The 16,730-nt window shown below is 61.0% G+C and carries 11 protein-coding genes, 2 tRNA genes and 2 pseudogenes; 7 read left to right on the plus strand and 8 right to left on the minus strand.

Going from position 1 to position 16,730, the window contains the following annotated elements; genetic code table 11:
• The first annotated feature begins 90 nt into the window (after nt 1-90).
• The 4 genes from MHX63_RS01870 to MHX63_RS01885 all read left to right on the plus strand — a co-directional run bounded on the left by MHX63_RS01870 (nt 91) and on the right by MHX63_RS01885 (nt 6,803).
• The gene (locus MHX63_RS01870) at nt 91-2,805 is read left to right on the plus strand and encodes a DUF4118 domain-containing protein (protein ID WP_239386995.1); all 2,715 of its coding nucleotides are present in this window, start codon (nt 91-93) and stop codon (nt 2,803-2,805) included.
• On the plus strand, nt 2,802-3,494 hold the full coding sequence (locus tag MHX63_RS01875; protein WP_239386996.1) for a response regulator: 693 nt from the start codon (nt 2,802-2,804) through the stop codon (nt 3,492-3,494). Before MHX63_RS01870 ends, MHX63_RS01875 begins: the two co-directional genes overlap by 4 nt.
• Nucleotides 3,495-3,643: 149 nt before the next feature.
• Nucleotides 3,644-6,166, plus strand: a complete 2,523-nt coding sequence (locus MHX63_RS01880; RefSeq protein WP_239386997.1) for an esterase-like activity of phytase family protein — start codon at nt 3,644-3,646, stop codon at nt 6,164-6,166.
• A gap of 43 nt (nt 6,167-6,209) precedes the next feature.
• Complete coding sequence (locus MHX63_RS01885; RefSeq protein ID WP_239386998.1) at nt 6,210-6,803, plus strand: Type 1 glutamine amidotransferase-like domain-containing protein; 594 nt, start codon at nt 6,210-6,212, stop codon at nt 6,801-6,803.
• A 281-nt stretch (nt 6,804-7,084) separates the two neighbouring features.
• Here MHX63_RS01885 and MHX63_RS01890 read toward each other — a convergent pair.
• The 6 genes from MHX63_RS01890 to MHX63_RS01915 form a co-directional block, all read right to left on the minus strand.
• Nucleotides 7,085-7,157, minus strand: a tRNA-Glu gene (locus MHX63_RS01890).
• A 1-nt stretch (nt 7,158) separates the two neighbouring features.
• Nucleotides 7,159-7,230: transfer RNA gene (locus MHX63_RS01895), tRNA-Gln, on the minus strand.
• Nucleotides 7,231-7,489: 259 nt separating this feature from the next.
• Complete coding sequence (gene gltX, locus MHX63_RS01900) at nt 7,490-8,992, minus strand: glutamate--tRNA ligase (protein ID WP_239386999.1); 1,503 nt, start codon at nt 8,990-8,992, stop codon at nt 7,490-7,492.
• A gap of 96 nt (nt 8,993-9,088) precedes the next feature.
• Nucleotides 9,089-10,177 (minus strand): PHB depolymerase family esterase, encoded by a 1,089-nt coding sequence (locus MHX63_RS01905; RefSeq protein WP_239387000.1) that lies wholly within the window; start codon nt 10,175-10,177, stop codon nt 9,089-9,091.
• 80 nt (nt 10,178-10,257) lie between these two features.
• Complete coding sequence (locus tag MHX63_RS01910) at nt 10,258-11,301, minus strand: alpha/beta hydrolase-fold protein (protein WP_239387001.1); 1,044 nt, start codon at nt 11,299-11,301, stop codon at nt 10,258-10,260.
• A 95-nt stretch (nt 11,302-11,396) separates the two neighbouring features.
• The gene (locus MHX63_RS01915) at nt 11,397-12,248 is read right to left on the minus strand and encodes a TIM barrel protein (protein WP_239387002.1); all 852 of its coding nucleotides are present in this window, start codon (nt 12,246-12,248) and stop codon (nt 11,397-11,399) included.
• A 134-nt stretch (nt 12,249-12,382) separates the two neighbouring features.
• Here MHX63_RS01915 and MHX63_RS01920 point away from each other — a divergent pair, with 134 nt between their 5' ends.
• Both MHX63_RS01920 and MHX63_RS01925 read left to right on the plus strand, forming a co-directional pair.
• Complete coding sequence (locus tag MHX63_RS01920) at nt 12,383-13,525, plus strand: isochorismate synthase MenF (RefSeq protein WP_239387003.1); 1,143 nt, start codon at nt 12,383-12,385, stop codon at nt 13,523-13,525.
• An 85-nt stretch (nt 13,526-13,610) separates the two neighbouring features.
• Nucleotides 13,611-14,237 carry a short chain dehydrogenase gene (locus MHX63_RS01925; RefSeq protein WP_239387004.1) on the plus strand — a complete coding sequence of 209 codons (627 nt, stop codon included), beginning with the start codon at nt 13,611-13,613 and terminating at the stop codon, nt 14,235-14,237.
• 216 nt (nt 14,238-14,453) lie between these two features.
• Here the strand turns inward: MHX63_RS01925 and MHX63_RS01930 are convergent.
• Nucleotides 14,454-15,393: pseudogene (locus MHX63_RS01930) on the minus strand (DDE-type integrase/transposase/recombinase); the annotation flags it as partial.
• A gap of 48 nt (nt 15,394-15,441) precedes the next feature.
• Between MHX63_RS01930 and MHX63_RS01935 the strand changes: the two are divergent.
• Nucleotides 15,442-15,764 (plus strand): annotated as a pseudogene (locus MHX63_RS01935) (IS256 family transposase); the annotation flags it as partial.
• A gap of 59 nt (nt 15,765-15,823) precedes the next feature.
• Here the strand turns inward: MHX63_RS01935 and MHX63_RS01940 are convergent.
• A complete protein-coding gene (locus MHX63_RS01940; protein ID WP_034985515.1) occupies nt 15,824-16,636 on the minus strand; it encodes a fumarylacetoacetate hydrolase family protein in 813 nt (270 codons plus the stop codon).
• Nucleotides 16,637-16,730 lie beyond the last annotated feature (94 nt).

Here is a 16,730-nt window from a genome sequence, read left to right on the forward strand (position 1 = left end):
TCGGCCTCAAGGTGTAAAACAGGCACTAGCGCTCGGACGCGTGGCGTCCAAAAAAAATTTTCGGCGCACGATAAAACAGGAGTAACAACAATGACTAAGCGTGGCACGCTGAAGGTGTACCTCGGCTTCGCCCCTGGCGTGGGCAAGACGTGTGCCATGCTTAGCGAAGCGCACGACCTGTACGACCGCGGGCGGGACGTGCTGATCGGCATCGTGGAGGATCACGGCCGCGAGCGTACCCGGAAGCTCACAGAAGGGCTGCCGATCCTCCCGCGCAAGACGGTCCCACACCGCGGTGGCAACTACGAGGAGCTGGATCTCGAGGCGGCGCTCGAAGCGCACCCGGAGATCATCCTGGTCGACGAGTTGGCGCACACCGTGGTGGGCGAGCACAACGCGGATAGCAGCCGCCCGGCCGAGGCAGCCAAGCGCTGGCACGACGTGTACGCGCTACTTGATGCTGGCATCGACGTCATCTCCACGATGAACATCCAGCACCTGGAATCCCTCAACGACGTGGTCTCGGCCGTCACCGGTACGCGCCAGCTAGAGACGGTGCCGGACCAGGTTCTTCGGGACGCCGACGAGATCGAGCTAGTGGACCTCTCCCCCGACGCGCTACGCATTCGCCTGGCCCGCGGTGAAGTCTATCGCCAGCAGCAGGCCGAAACCGCGCTGAACAACTACTTCCGGGTGGGTAACCTGACCGCCCTGCGCGAGCTGAGTTTGCTATGGCTGGCCGACAAGGTCGACGAAGGTCTGGAGAAGTACCGCGAAGACAAGAAGATCGAGGAAAACTGGCCGACCCGCGAGCGCGTGGTAGTGGCCGTACGCGGCGATGAGGTGTCCGAGGCGCTGATCCGCCGCGGGGCGCGCATCACCCAACGCGTAGCCGGGCGAGAGATGCTGGTGGTGTACGTCTCCGGCGCCGATGAGGCTCTGGGGGCCGATCTTCCCCAACGTCTGCGGCGGCTGCAAGAACTCACCGAATCCCTGGACGGCCAGTGGCGGGTGATCGAAGGCGACAATGTTGCCGATACCCTGCTGGAGTTCGCCCGCACGGTGAATGCCTCGCAGCTGGTGATTGGCCTGGGCACACGAATGAGCCGCCTGTTCAACTCCACCAGTCACAAAATCATCGACGGCTCAGGACGCATCGACGTACACATCGTTTCTACATCTAGTGTCTCGTCCGACGACGGTGCCACGAAGATGTCTAAGAGAGTGCTTCGGAAAGCTTCCCAGTTAATGGGGCTCACCCGGGATCGCGGGACGGGCCTGGATACTTCGAAGCAGCTCAGCCCCACTCGCCGCTGGATCGGCTGGTTGCTGGCCGTGCCAGGCCCCATCCTCTTAACGCTCCTCGTACTGCCATTCTTCCGCGAAAACGGAGCCTTGGGTTCGATCCTTTTGGGCTATTTGACGATCGCAGTTTTCGCAGCCCTGGCCGGTGGATTCGGCCCGGCTATCGTGGCGGTGATCATCGGCTCGGTCATGGCCAACTGGTTCTTTACACACCCCTATCACACCCTCACGGTGACCGAGCCGGCAAACCTGGTGCAGATAGTCCTGTTCTTTGTCATTTCTGCAGCGGTGGCGGTGGTCGTGGATATTGCAGAGAGGCGCCGCGCCATTGCCAACCGGCGCCTCGGCCAGGCCGTTGTGCTCTCCGACTTAGCACGCGGTGCGCTGGACGAAGGCGACGACATCCGCAGTCTGCTTGCTCGCTTGCGGGAAACCTTCAACCTGGAGCGGGTAGACCTGCAGCAGTATTCGAAGGAACGCAAGAAGTGGGTCACGATGGCAACCACCGATCCGGGTGGTATCGGTGTGCCGTGGCCTAGCAAGAAGGCACCGTCGCATGTTGGTGCAGGTGATGGCATGCGCTTCGTCCTCGACGGGCGCGACCTGACCCCTGCCGAGGATGCGATGATCGAAGCTCACGGCGCCCGCATCACCGCGATTTACGACCGCGAGGAGATCGATGCAATGCGCCGGGCAACGGCCGCGCTGGAGGCCGGCAACCGTGTGGGCACCGCTCTGCTCACCGCGGTGTCCCACGACTTGCGCACTCCCCTGGCCGGTATCAAGGCCGCAGTCAGTGCGCTGAACATGGACGACATGGAGTTGGATGAAGAATCCCGATCGCTGCTGATGGAAACCATCGAATCCAGCACCGATCGGCTGGAGACCGTCATCGGCAACCTGCTGGACATGAGCCGCGTGAATTCCAACACCGTCGCCGTGCACCGCGCCAAGGTGCACTACAACACCGTGGTCGACGCAGTTCTGGCGGAGCTGCCCGAGGCAGCACAGCACGTCGATTCTTTTATTGACGCCACCGTTCCGCCCGTCTTAGGCGATGCCGGTCTAGTGCAGCGCATCATTGCGAACATTGTGGTTAATTCTCGCACCTACGCGCCGAATTCCCAGATCGAGCTGCACGCCCAGCAGGTTGCAGCGGGCGCCGACGATCTGGCGGGCGCCGACGATAAGACAGGCGCAGAAGCTAGCACCGTGGAGCTTGCAATTGTCGACCACGGCCCAGGCTTCCCCTCGGAGCACCTTACGGACGTGTTCACTCCCTTCCAGCGCCTCGGCGATCAGTCGGCCAACCAGAACGGGCTCGGGTTGGGTTTGGCTGTCGCCCACGGCTTTGCCGAAGCCATGAACGGAACCCTCGAAGCCCGTAACACCCCAGGTGGAGGCGCCACACTGGTCCTTTCCCTGCCAACGGCAACGGGGGAACTGGAAGACGGTGAAGAGCATGGCGTCCAGAAGAAAGTACAAGGAGAAGCGCCATGAGCGGCGAAAAGATTTTGATGGTCGAAGACGACGTGGCGCTGGCTAACGCGGTGCTAGTGACTCTGCGGGCGCGTGGCTACAACGTACAGGTGGCGACGACGGCGACGAAGGCGATTCAGGTGGCCTCGAAGTGGCACCCGCAGGCGGTGCTGCTGGATCTGGGGCTGCCCGATCTGAGTGGCCTGGAAGTGCTGCGCGCGCTGCGGAATTGGACGGATATTCCCGTGCTGGTGGTTTCCGCACGCCACGACGAATCGGGCAAAATCAACGCGCTGGACGAGGGCGCGGACGATTACGTGACCAAGCCATTTTCCGTCGGCGAGCTGCTGGCCCGGCTGCGGGCGGCGCTGCGAAGGGCGCCCGGCGCGCCGATTCCGGAGGAGCCCGTGGTGGAGACCTCCGACGGACGCGTGGTGTTTGATCTACCGAACCAGCGGGTGACCGTCGACGGGCAGGACGTGCATCTGACCCCGCGGGAATGGGGCATTGCCGAGCACATGATCCGCCACCGCGGAACCCTGGTGACAAAGGTGGAGCTGCTGCAAGCGGTGTGGGGGCAGGCCTACAAAAAGGAGACGAACTACCTGCGGGTCTATATCTCTCAGCTGAGGTCGAAGCTGGAGGTCGATCCGAGTAACCCGCAGTATTTCACGACCGAGACGGGCATCGGCTACCGCCTGGTGCTGTGACGGGGTGCCGCCAGCGCCGGCGAAGGGTCAACCAACACCGCGAATGAGTTCACCTGACGGCCATGTTGCCGTAAACCTGGCGCAAAAAAGAGATGGAAACATGTGTCTGGTTTTATTCATAAATTACACATAGATAGGCGCGGCTCTTCATGCAGCTCAACAACTTCAAAAACTCGATCTCCCAGCGTGCACAGCGTGCTCGGCGCTCCCAGCGCAAGGTCGCAGGGATTTCCCTGGCTCTAGCGGTGATTCCCTTCGCCGCAGTCCCCGCAGCGCACGCAACCGTAGGCTCCGAGACCGTGGTCGAATCCACCCTGGGATCTTCCAGTTTCGGCTCCTCGGCTGGGTCTTCTGCTGGGTCTACTGCCGGCTCATCCCTACCTGGTTCCAGCGCACCCGGTTCCAGCGGCCTTGCTGGCTCCTTGCAGCCGGGCAACCCAGGTAACCCAAGCACCCCGGACGCACAGTCCACGTTTGAGCGCACCGCCACCTACCCGGTGTACGAGAACCGTCCCGATGGTGAGGACAAGTCTGCGGAGACCGTGGCGGAGATCTCCACGGTCTCCAAGGACGGCAAGACGCTAATCCACACGGATGCCCTGGCACAGCGCATCGGATTCATCGACATCAGCGACCCGAACGCTCCGAAGGGCCTGGGCACCCTGGATCTGAAGGCACAGGGCCACGCCAAGGACGAGCCGACCTCTGTGGCCGTGTACGGCGATTACCTGCTGGTGGTTATCGACGAGACGGCCGGGGACTTCGCGAACCCGAAGGGGCGTGTGGATATCGTGCGTATCTCCGACCGCACCCGCGTTTCTTCCATCGACTTGAAGGGCCAGCCGGACTCTATCGCCATCTCCCCCGCTGGCGCACCGGGCAAGCCGACGGCCGCGATCGCTATGGAGAACCAGCGCGACGAGGAGCTGAACGACGGCAACCTGCCGCAGCTGCCCACCGGCTTTGTGCAGACCATCGACCTGTCCGGGGATGCCAAGGACTGGAAGGCCACCCCGATCCGCTTCGAGGATGACAACGGCAAGCTGCTGAACGCAGTAAAGAAGGCCGGGCTCGACACCCCAGAGGACCTGGAGCCGGAGTACGTCAGCATTAACGGCAAGAACCAGCTGGCCGTCACCCTGCAGGAGAACAACGGTGTGGCCATCATCGACCTGCAGACCAACCGCATCACCAACGTCTTCAGCGCAGGCAGCGCCGAAGTCAAGGGCGTGGACACCCAGTCCGACAAGCTCATCAACCCCACCGACACTCTGCCAGCCACCCCGCGCGAGCCGGACGCCATCGCCTGGATCGACGATAACCACGTAGCCACCGCCAACGAGGGCGACTGGAAGGGCGGCACCCGCGGCTGGACCGTCTTCGATGCCAGCGGCAAGATCGTCTGGGATGCCGGCAACTCCGTGGAGAACCTGGCCATCCGCCACGGCCTGCACAACAACAAGCGCGCCAAGAAGAAGGGCGTGGAGATCGAGGGCATCGCCACCGCCAAGATGAACGGCACCAACTACGCCTTCGTCGGCTCCGAGCGCTCCAACTTCGTTGCCGTGTACAACGTCAACGATCCGGCGAACCCGCAGTTCGTGCAGATGCTGTTCACCACCAATGGTCCGGAGGGAATCCTGCCGATCCCGGAGCGGAACATGCTCGCTGTATCCAGCGAGGTCGACGAGGCAGACAACGCCGTGCGCAGCGCGGTGACGCTATATCGTCTGGGTGGCCAGGAATCCCAGCCCTCCATTGTTTCCGCTGATGAGGGCGATGCGCCGATCGGCTGGGGTGCGCTGGGTGCTCTGACCGCCGATCCGAAGGACGCCAACCGACTATACGCAGCCTCCGACTCCGCATACGCGAACGGCTGGGTTTACACGGTCGATGCCTCCAAGCAGCCGGCCGTGATCACCGAACGCCGCGCCGTGAAGCGCGACGGTGCCCCGGCTGAGGATCTGGACATCGAGGGAATTTCCGTTGCCGCCGACGGTGGCTTCTGGATCGCTTCCGAGGGCAAGAAGGGCAAGGATAACCGCCTCTTCCACACCGATAAGGACCTCAACATCACCTCTACCGTCGAACTACCTGCCGACGTTGCTGAGCACATCGGCAAGTGGGGACTAGAGGGCGTCAGTTCCACAAAGGACGCCAACGGCGTGGAACAGATCTTCGTCGCCGTGCAGCGCCCACTGTGGAAGGATCCGGAGGCGAAGAAGCTCGAGGCGGCAGAGGGCGAGAACACCACGCGCATCGGCAAGTACGACACGAAGACCAAGACGTGGCAGTGGTTCGGCTACGAGCTGGAGAAGCCCGCTGGCAAGGGCGACTGGATGGGTCTGTCGGAGATCACCGCGCTGGATGACAAGCACCTGCTAGTGATCGAGCGTGACAAGCTGAACGGCCCTGATGCGAAGATCAAGCGCGTGATGAAGGTGACGCTGCCGGAGGGTGCGGGCGCTGGCGAAAACGCGCTGCCGATGGTGAAGAAGGAGCTGGCCGTGGACGTGCTGCCGAAACTGCGTGCCACCAACGGCTGGACACAGGAGAAGCTGGAGGGCTTCACCATTGCGGCGGATGGCCAGATGTACGCGGTGACGGATAACGACGCGCTGGATGATGCCACCGGCGAGACGGTGTTGTTGCGCCTCGGCAAGCTGAAGTAGCGAAGCGGGCCTCGGTGTCGTATTAAGCCGTAGCCTGGGAGTTATGGATCTTCTACTCGCTTCATTTCTGCACCCCAAAATTGGCGACTTCCTGTCCGGCAAGGTTCTGTACATAGACGATGCCGCTTCCGAGATGAGGCAGGCTCCGTTCGCACAGGAAGAACTCAATGCCATCAGGGACGTCGCCGACACGGTGGTTCCCATCACGGTAGCGGCGACAAGCTCCGCTGCTTTCCTCGATGAACTGGATGCTGCGGATTGTATCTACGTAGCCGGAGGCGAAAGTTTTCGTCTGCTCCACGGACTAAAGTCCTCCGGGGCTGACCGGGTGCTCGTTGAAGCGGTTCGGAACGGAAAGCCCTATGCAGGCAGTTCCGCGGGCGCAATTATTGCTGGGCCATCCATCGAACCGGCATCGGTAATGGACGACCCGACTGTGGCTCCGCATCTCACGGACTATTCTGGCCTCAATCTCACTGAATTTGTCGTTGTCCCCCATGCACAGGGCACGACTGGACCATATCCCATTGAGATCATCAGCCAAACAGTGGAAAAGTATGGCAAGGAATGGAAGCTTGTACTGCTTCGGGATGGGCAAGCTCTGCATGTAAGCAGCCGCGGTTCAATGCTGATTTAGTGCCTCGATTACCGGGCGAATCCTGCCCGGTCCCCTGCCGTTGTCCAAAATTATCGAGTTAATGAAAGTAGCATACCTGAAGCTTTTTTCGCGACGCTGTGACCTGCAGGAATAGAATAGTTATATTCTAAGATATGGAATTTTGGACATTTCGCCCGCCGCGGGAAGTCTTTACACTCGCTCCAGCCCCCTGGCCACACCCCATCCCCCGCATCCTCCACAGCCCCTCTCCCGGCGAACGCAAAAACGCCCTCGGATTTCTCCGAGGGCGTCCCATTTTGTACCCCGTACGGGATTTGAACCCGTGTTACCGGCGTGAGAGGCCGGCGTCCTAGGCCGCTAGACGAACGGGGCGCTGGCCTACCAGGACTCGAACCTAGAATGACGGTACCAGAAACCGTAGTGTTGCCAATTACACCATAGGCCATCGTTCGTCGAACAAAACTCGCACGTCACACGCCCTTTGAATGCAGAGCATTTAACGCAGCGAACCTCGTTCGCAACGAGGAATACTATAACCAGAACAGTGAATCACAAGCAAATCAGCTGCTCAGCGCGCCTTTTCTGGCAGTGACCGACCGCGTTTCGGCTATGGCTGCCCGCGTCTCGGCAATGACCGCCCCCTTCTGGCGACAGCCCACCCGCTCCCAGCTTCAGCCAGCCACTTCCCCGCCCGTGGGAACCACCTACTGCTGCGCAGGCGCGAACGGAGTCTGCTCGCGGGCGGCCTTCAAGCGCGCCAGCGTGGACTCCTTGCCCAGCAGCTCCATGGACTCAAACAGCGGCGGGGACACAGCAGCACCACTGATGGCCACACGCAGAGCGCCGTAGGCCTTGCGCGGCTTCAACTCCATCTCCTCGATCAGCTTCGACTGCAGCGCCTTCTCAATGACGTCGGTCTTGAACTCCCCGTCCGCGATTGCCTCCAGCTGAGCGATGGCAACCTCGAGAACCTCCACCGCGTCCTCCTTCAAGTTCTTCCTCGCGGCCTTCTCATCCAAGGACAAGTCGGCGTCAGAAGTAATCAGGAAGCGCAGCAGACCGTCAGCGTCCGAGAGCGTCTTGATGCGCGTCTGCACCAGCTCCGCGGCGAAAGCAAACGTATCCGCGGGGTAATCCGCCGGGAAGCCCTTGTGCTCCTCCAGGTAGGCGCGCAGGCGCTCGGTGAAGTCGCCCAGCTCCAGCATGCGGATGTGGTCGGCGTTGATGGCCTCCAGCTTCTTCTGGTCGAAGCGAGCCGGGTTGGGCTTCACGTCCGCCACATCGAAGTTGTCGATGAGCTGCTGCATCGTGAAGATGTCCTCGTCGGCAGACAGCGACCAGCCCAGCAGCGACAGGTAATTCAGCATGCCCTCCGGGATGATGCCGTTGTCGCGGTGGTTAAACAGATTCGACTCCGGGTCGCGCTTGGAGAGCTTCTTGTTGCCCTCGCCCATCACAAACGGTAGGTGACCGAATGTAGGTACCTGTTTAGCGACGCCCACCCGTACCAGCGCCTCGTAGAGTGCGATCTGTCGCGGTGTGGACGGCAGCAGATCTTCACCTCGCAGGACGTGCGTGATCTCCATCAACGCATCGTCCACCGGGTTAACAAGGGTGTACAGTGGCTGGCCGTTCGAGCGAGCGACCACGAAGTCCGGCACGGTCTTGCCGTCCACGCTCATGTCGCCGCGCACGAGGTCATGCCACTCGTAGATGCGGTCGTCGGGCATGCGCAGGCGCCAGACCGGCTCGCGGCCTTCGGCCTGGAACTGCGCGATCTGCTCTTCGGTGAGGTCGCGGTCGTAGTTGTCGTACCCCAGCTGCGGGTCGCGGCCTGCATCCTTGTGGCGGGCCTGGACTTCCTCGTTGGTGGAGTAGGCCGGGTACACGTCGCCGGATTCCTTCAGCTTCTCCAGGACATCCGCGTAGATATCCATGCGCTGGGACTGGCGGTAGGGCTCGTGGGGGCCGCCGACCTCGATGCCTTCGTCCCAGCCGAGGTTCAGCCACTTCAGGGAATCGATGATGGCCTGGTAGGACTCTTCGGAGTCCCGCTTCGCATCGGTGTCCTCGATACGGAAGACGAGCCTACCTTCGGTGTGGCGGGCATAAGCCCAGTTGAACAGGGCCGTGCGCACCATGCCGACGTGCGGGGTGCCGGTGGGTGACGGGCAGAATCGAACGCGAACTTCGCTAACTTCACTCATGGTCTTTAACTGTACCTTCCCGCCTTCTGGCCTTCGCGTTTGCTCCGCGCGGGCAAATCAAAACCCCCGCGCGGTGGCGGGGGTGCGGGTCACCGTCTAGGCATGGCGGTGGCGCGACAGGAAGTGCCACGCAGCCTTCGGCGAGTCCGGAGTGAAGGCATGCCAGTTATGGCCACCAACGTTTGCGCGCCACAGGACGGTGGAAGCGCGGCAACCGTTGTAGGTGAAGCCACTTGCCAGGGCGTGAGCGCGAACCCCATGCAAAGTCCGCATGTTGCAGGAGTTACGGCGCGCAGCGTTGTCGAAAGTAGCGCGGGCACTGTAGTAATGCATGCCGTGGCGCTCGCCGCCACCGTAGTGCATCAGGGTGTCGTGCACACCGTGGATCAGCATGGTCGGCACGTTGCGCCCACGGCAGTCGTTCATGGTGGCGTCATAGTAAGCACCAGAAACAGACACGACAGCAGCGACCAGATCCGGAGCCTGGCAGGCCAGGTTCAGCGCCATGCCACCACCGTTGGACAGGCCGGCTGCGTACACGCGACGAGTGTCGACGTTGTAGCGCCTAGACAGGGAGCGGACCATCTCGCGGACGAAAGCGACGTCCTCTCCGCGGCGGGTCTTGGAGTACGGGGTACCTTCCCACGATCGGCCAATGCCCTCGGCGTGGACGACGACGGCATAACGGCCAGCCACCGCATTGAGGCGCGACATGTTCTTCATGTCCGCCGCAGATTGGCCGCGACCGCCGAACACAAAGAAGATCGGCTTCTTGCGTTTCGCAGAGTTCACCGGAACATCGACAATGGCCTTGCGAGCCTTCCCCTTGACGTTGAAGGTTTGGTAGTTGTTCAACGGGCGGGGGCTCAGGGAACCGACGATACCACTGACACTGCCGGAAAGACTTCCCACCAGGCTGCTTGTGACGGCACTGGCCTGCGGAGTTGCAGACTCGTTACCGGCGGCAGTATCCAGAGCCGGACCAGCCAGGGAGCTTGCGCCGATACCGAGGGCTACAGCCAGAGACAGCGTGAGCTTGCGGAAACGACCACCACGACGGACCGGGCGGGATGCGAAGGATGCGCCAGAAACTGCAGAATCTACAGAATCAGCGTGAGCAGCCGCGGAAGAAGAGTGAGTGTTCGCGGCTTTCGTGTGAGTAAAACGTGACGGAAATTCTTGCACTGCTCAAACATACACCGGGCGGTTAAAATTAGGAACTTTTTCTTACAAAATCCTAAAACCCGTCAAAGCTCTAGCCAGCCCTAGCTGGCCGCACCCGGCAGCGTCTTGTTCTGGCGAGCCAGGAAGTTCCAGGCCTCATTCGCCACGTCGGGCGCGAAGTGCCAGTTGTGCCCCTGGTCGTTGATGCGCCAGAACACCGCCTCGTCGCGGCAACCCGGGTAGCCAAACTGGGTGACGTTGTTCGGCTTCTGCTCCACCACCGGCTGCGGGGCGCAGCCGCTGCGCAACGCACGCGAGTGGATCAAACGCGGCGCGGGCAGGTAAGGCGCGTTGTGCAGCGTGCCGCCGTTGTAGTGGGTGAGCTCGTCCTGCTGACCGTGGATCAGAAACGTCGGTACGGACTCTGGCGCACAGCCCTCGTTAATAGGGTTGTAAAAGGCGCCGGAGACGCTCACTACCCCGGCGATAAGGTCGGGCGCCTGGCACGCCAGGTTCATCACGAACCCGCCACCGTTGGACATTCCCGCAGCGTAGATCCGGTTGCGGTCGACGTTGAACTTCCTGTCCAGCTCGTTGACGACCTGTCGCACGAAGTCGACGTCCTGGCCACGCGTGCTGGTGGCATACGGTGCGCCCTCCCAGGCGTTGTCGATGCCGCGTGGGTAGACCACGATAGCCTCGCTGGCCGCACCGGTGTTAGAGAAGCGCGAGTAGCTGCGGTAGTTCTCCGGAGTATCGTCGCGCCCACCGAACCCAAACAGCACGGGCGTGGGCTTGTGCGGGTCATAGTTCGAGGTCACGCTGACGATTGCGCTGCGGATGCTGCCGTCGGGTCGGGTGAACTCGATGTTCTCTGGTTGCCCGGGGTGTGCCCTATCAATTGTTGACGCCAGCTTCGGCGCCGGTGCTGTTTTCGGTGCAGGCTTGGGCGCAGGGGCTGGAGCTGGTGCAGGCGCGGGCGCCTCTTGCGCGCTGGCCACACCATTTCCGCCGACAAGCATGGCAGCAAGCATCGTCAGGGTCATGGCGACGGATACGGCCACGACCAGGGCAAAGCGCGCGGCACTTCGGGCAGCTACAAAGCTAGCTCCCTTAACATCTTTAACAGCAGTCGCATGAGTCACAAACGTAACATTAAACACAAGTTCTGCTGCCTACCTGCTGCAACACGCCGAAAAGTGCGCAAACTCTTCAGCTTCTACTCAGCTGGCCATGTTCGCTAGAAGTGTTCGAGAACAACCTCGCCCTCATAGCCAGCCGCACACAACTGGTTAACCCATTCTTCCAGCGGCACTTCGCCAGTCCCCGGCGCCCCGCGGCCTGGGAAGTCCGCGATCTGCACATGCTCCGGCCACATCTCGTTCCCCGGTCCCCGGTCAGCGAGCCAGGTCCAGTCTTCACCATTGGCGGCGAGGTGGTAGGCGTCAAGAAGAAGCCGACCCCCCGCAGCAACTAGGGGCGCAGCCTCCTTAATACTGGTCACAGGATAGTTTTCAATGCCGCTCAGTGGCTCGATCAGGGCCACGCCACCGAAGCGCGCCAGGCGCTTAGCCACTGCGGCGAACGCGCGGACCTGGCGACGCTGCAGCGCGCGGCCACCACGGCCGACCAGCACGTTGAAGCGACGCACACCAGTCAGGCGATGCAGATACTCGACGGCGTTCAGGTGCTCAATCAGCTCCTCGGTGATCGCGGGATCGCCGTCGGCATCCACGTCACCGCCTGCACTGTCAGGGTTCGCCACATCCCCTGCGCGCTCAACCTTGCCAGCCCCATCCTCCGGGGCGACCAAGTGCAGCACTCCCCGATCGCCCGCAGCCAGGTCACCGGCCCACAGGTTCAGTGCCACGAGCTGGCGCGGGTTCTCCTGGCGCCCCTTGGCCAGCGCATCCACCAGCTGGCGCATCTGCTGCTCGGATGGGTGGGGCGTATCCCACGGCCACCACAGCTCCACCTTGTCATAGGGAGAATTCGCAACGGCCTCAAGGGCATCCGCGCCGGTCGGCGCGCCGAGGGAATGGTTTCTCGCGGTGGCGAAACTCACCTGATGTGCACCTGATTCTGTATTCATAAGCATCATCATTCCACGTAGAGGCGCTAATCCAGAATTGAAGTCAGCTTCTTGCCGCGCACAACCCGCATACAACCCGCCCTCAACCCAGGGCGAGGCATCCCGCTGTCTTGCCGGGAAGTAAAATGGCAGCCATGACCCATGAGCAGCGACCGGCCACCGCCCCGGATTTCCTGCTTTCCCGCCCAGATCGCAGTATCCGCACCCAGGGGCGCAAGGCGACCTTCCCGGATCCGTTCGAAGCCTCCACTGCGCTTCGAAACAAGGAAGCAGACTTGATTGTCGGTGCTTTCCCCTTCGATACATCCCTCCGCGCGGCTCTCATGGAACCGGAGACCGTCGTCCGCGCCGAAGGCCCGCTGGAGCCGCCGGCTTTCTTCCGCGGCAGGGACGCCGCCCGCACCCTGACGGTCGAGTCCGTCGAAGCGCAGACCACCGTCGAGGAGCACACCGCGATGGTCGCCGCCGCCGTCGCCACGATCCAGCAGTCCCGCCTAGAGAAGGTGGTGCTGGCCCGCGCCGTGGACATCACCTACGCCGAGACCGTGGACCCGCTGTTGATTGCCGCCCGCCTGATCGACCTGTCCGCCTACCGCGACGGGTTCGCCGTGGACCTCTCCGCCACGGGCCGCTCCGAGTACCAGGGTGCGATGTTCGTCGGCAGCTCGCCCGAGATGCTGATTCGCCGCGATGGCCGCCAAATCTCAGCCTTCCCCTTGGCCGGCTCCGCGCCGCGCACCGGAAGTCTTTCTATTGATGACGCCACAGCCCGCGAACTCGGAAGCTCCGACAAGGATTTACGCGAGCACCACTTTGTAGTGGAGCACTACCGTCGTGTGCTGGAGCCATTGTGCGAGACGCTGGACATCCCGGCCACCCCGGAAATCCATGAGACCAACGAGATGATCCACCTGGGAACCCAGATCTCGGGCACTTTGAAGGATGATGAGTATTCCGCGCTGGATCTGGCCTTGATGCTGCACCCTACCCCGGCTATCGGCGGCACCCCGACGGACGATGCGCTGGGGGTTATTGCGCAGGAGAAGTCCCCGCGCGAGTTCTACTCCGGCGCCGTGGGCTGGTGCGATTCCAGCGGCGACGGGGAGTTTATGCTCTCTATCCGCTGCGCCATCGTGGAGGACAACACCGCCCGCGCCTGGGCCGGCGGCGGAATTGTCGTGGATTCAATTCCCGCCATGGAGGCGGAGGAAACGTCCGCAAAGCTGCAAACAGCGCTGCGGGCACTTAACGTGCCTGCAGCGCTGCGGGAGGTATAGGGGTTGAGTAGTAGACAGTGGAGCGTCCTGGGTTTAATTCCGTTGCTCGATCAACTCGATTTCTAGTAGTCTCGGGCTACGCAAGATGCTTCGCGAGAAAGGGGGCAGTATGGGAAGAAAAGTTGCCGTTATCGGTGCTACCGGAACCATCGGATGCGCTGTTGCCGATCGTTTCGAAAAGCACTATGAGGTTCTTCGCGTTTCTCGACACTCGACTCCACAAGTAGACATGTCTGATGTGAACTCGATTCGTGCCTTTTACAAAGAAGCTGGTCCGCTTGACGCGATAGTAATCTGCGCAGGGTTTGCGCCCTTTAGTCACCTTACGGAACTTTCCCGTGAGGATTTTTCAGCCGCAGCAACTGGAAAGCTGTTGGGACAGGTTAGCTTGGTTACCGAAGGGCTTTCATATCTTAACGACGGTGGATCGTTTACCCTTACGACTGGGATTTTGTCTCAGCATCCTATTGCCGGCAGTGCTGCAGCGTCGATGGCTAATGGTGGTGTTGAATCGTTTGTCACCGCAGCTAGCACTGAGCTTCCACGCGGACAGCGAATTAATGCGGTAAGCCCAACAGTACTCAAAGAAGCTACCGGGTTTCATTCCGCTTTTCCTGGGTTCAAACAAGTTCCTGCGACAGAGGTAGCCGACGCATATGTACGCTCTGTAGAAGGAGTCGAAACAGGTACAGTGTTCCAGGTCTGGAACTAGACAACTTCACCCCATAGTGTTCTGGGCGTTGAAGAACGTGTAAGCGACGCAGTCGTGAGGGTAAACCAGTGCAAGCGGTTTCGCGGAATGCTTCGCCTTGTTTGCAGATTTGGCAGCCTATTTCGCCGCACTGAGCGCCCGAAGGGTGCGTGGAGCATGTGCACCGTGGCGGTCGCATCGGCTATTGCTGCGTGCGCGTCCGGATTGTCCTGGGGTTAGTGCCGCTTCTCTAACCGACGTCCTAGGACCTTGTTAATGAATGGTTTTCAGCCTCGTAGAGTCCGTTGATTGTTTCGGCTAGAACATTGCCACAAAGATCACCAACTGTTCCCACACTTGGCCGGATCCCGGCTTCGGCCAAAGCTGTGGAATACTTCGGTGAAACGTACGGGCTGCCCTGATCGCTGTGGTGAATCAACTGGTTTCCATGAATTCGCCTTGCAGTCATTAACGCATGCTCCAAGACCTCCAATGGCAGCGCATCGGTACGCATTGTAGAGCGTGTTGCAGAGCAAACAATTCTTCGGCTGTAGACATCCACGATAAGCGCGGTGTAAGCAAATCCCGACAGGTTGCGAACGTAAAGAATGCCGGCTCCTCAAAACCTTCCTGGTGCTTGTACTTGGAAGTTTCGCTGTACAAGGTCCGGGCGATGATCCGGTGCCTTCGGGCTGATCGTCGTCACGGGGGCGTCCACTCTGCGGCCTGAAACACCTGCACGGGTAGTGGCTTTACGGTAGCCACGTGAAGTGACGAATTCACGATCTGCTTTTTTAAGGACTCGGCGGATGGCCTCGACCCCAAACTGATCTTTATATGCGTCGAAGTAGAAGATCACCCGGTCGTGGGACGGTCGAGTTACACGTTGCGAAAAAGCCGAAGCAGTCTCAAGAATCCCGTTTGCTCGTCTCACCTCGCGGTTTTCGCGGCGCAGACGCCCGAAGTTCTTCTTCCATTGTTTCGCCGCCTGACGCATCAGAATCATCACGTACTGAGGCGCAGGCACAGTTCAAGCCCGCAGCGTGCGGTGGGATAACCCAAAAAGCTAACCAACCTTCGTGTAAGCACGTTGCAGTAAGCAAGACTCCAGGCGGACCATTTCGATGATCTGATGGACCAATTTCTTCTTGAACTCGACGGAAAACCTTCTACGCATAGTTCAATCCCTCTTTAGCTGAGGTAGAAACGAAACCCTGGAAGCATCGAGGCATACCACTCGCTTCTATACCTATCCCGCAATAACTGGTTGTTTATCTACCTGCAGCCCCACCAAAAGCACTCGCCCCAGCCCGGTAGGCAGCAACTAAGAAAAGTCTTAAAGGCCGGGTTCAACGCTCAACTCAAAACGCATCGCTGATGCACCGTGGCAAAGCAGGAGAACCGCAACGCAAAATGCTCGAGTGGTACCTGCCTCAAAAACAGCCGCCCGACGATCCACTTAAGATCGCCATGCAGTGCAATTTCGGACGGGATCAACTCGCCAAAGTCAACGCCCTCGTCCCTGAAGACCACAACAAAGCCGACCGGTGCTGACCACGCGGCTGGCGAGCCGGGGCGCGCGAGAAGCCACCGGCCGCACGCTGGGCCTACTTGCCGTAGGCCTGAACCGGGTTGGCCAGCTTGCCTAGCCCCGGAATCTCCACCTCAATCCGGTCGCCCGGAACCATCTCTGCGGTGCCGGCGGGCGAGCCGGTGCAGATCACATCGCCCGGCAGCAGCGTGAATGCGGAGGAAACCCACTCGACGATCTCCGGGATGGACTTGATCATCTGGTTGGAGTTGGAATCCTGCTTGGTTTCCGTCTTGCCCTCGTGGGTGAGGTGCGCCAGGATCGGCTGATTGTCGATGTCGATGCTGTCCACAGCCGTTTCGATCCACGGGCCCAGCGGGCAGAAGGAATCCAGACCCTTCGCACGGGACCACTGACCGTCCTGGAACTGCAGGTCGCGAGAGGAAACGTCGTTGACGACGGTGAACCCCAGCACTACGTCCTTCCAGTTGTTCCGGTTGACGTCCTTGCACGGGCGGCCGATAACGATCGCCATCTCGCCTTCGAACTCCACGCGCGTGGCCCATTCGGGGATGCGGATGGGAGCCTCGGGGCCAACGACGGCTGTCGGGGGCTTCAGGAAGATCGTCGGCGGCAGGTGCTCGGCACTCTTGTTGAACACCTCCTCGACGTGGTCAGCGTAGTTGCGCCCGACGGCGATAACCTTCGACGGCAGGATCGGGGCCAGCAGTCGAACGTCTTCGATAGGCCAGGATTTTCCGGTGAATTCGGGCTGTCCGAACGGGTGGCCTGCGATCTCGCGGAGGGTAGCGCCGGTGCCGTCCGGCTGGCCGCCTTCCACGATCGCGAAGGCCATGCCCTCGGGGTGTGCAATTCGAGCAATACGCATGTTTCCATACCCTACTCCATTGCCCCTTCTACCTCTTGCTATGCCCCTTCTTTGCGGTCTTGTACCTGTATTTTTTTATGACGCTCCTTTCTCC

Source organism: Corynebacterium sp. ACRQK, assembly GCF_022345965.1.
Lineage (GTDB): Bacteria > Actinomycetota > Actinomycetes > Mycobacteriales > Mycobacteriaceae > Corynebacterium.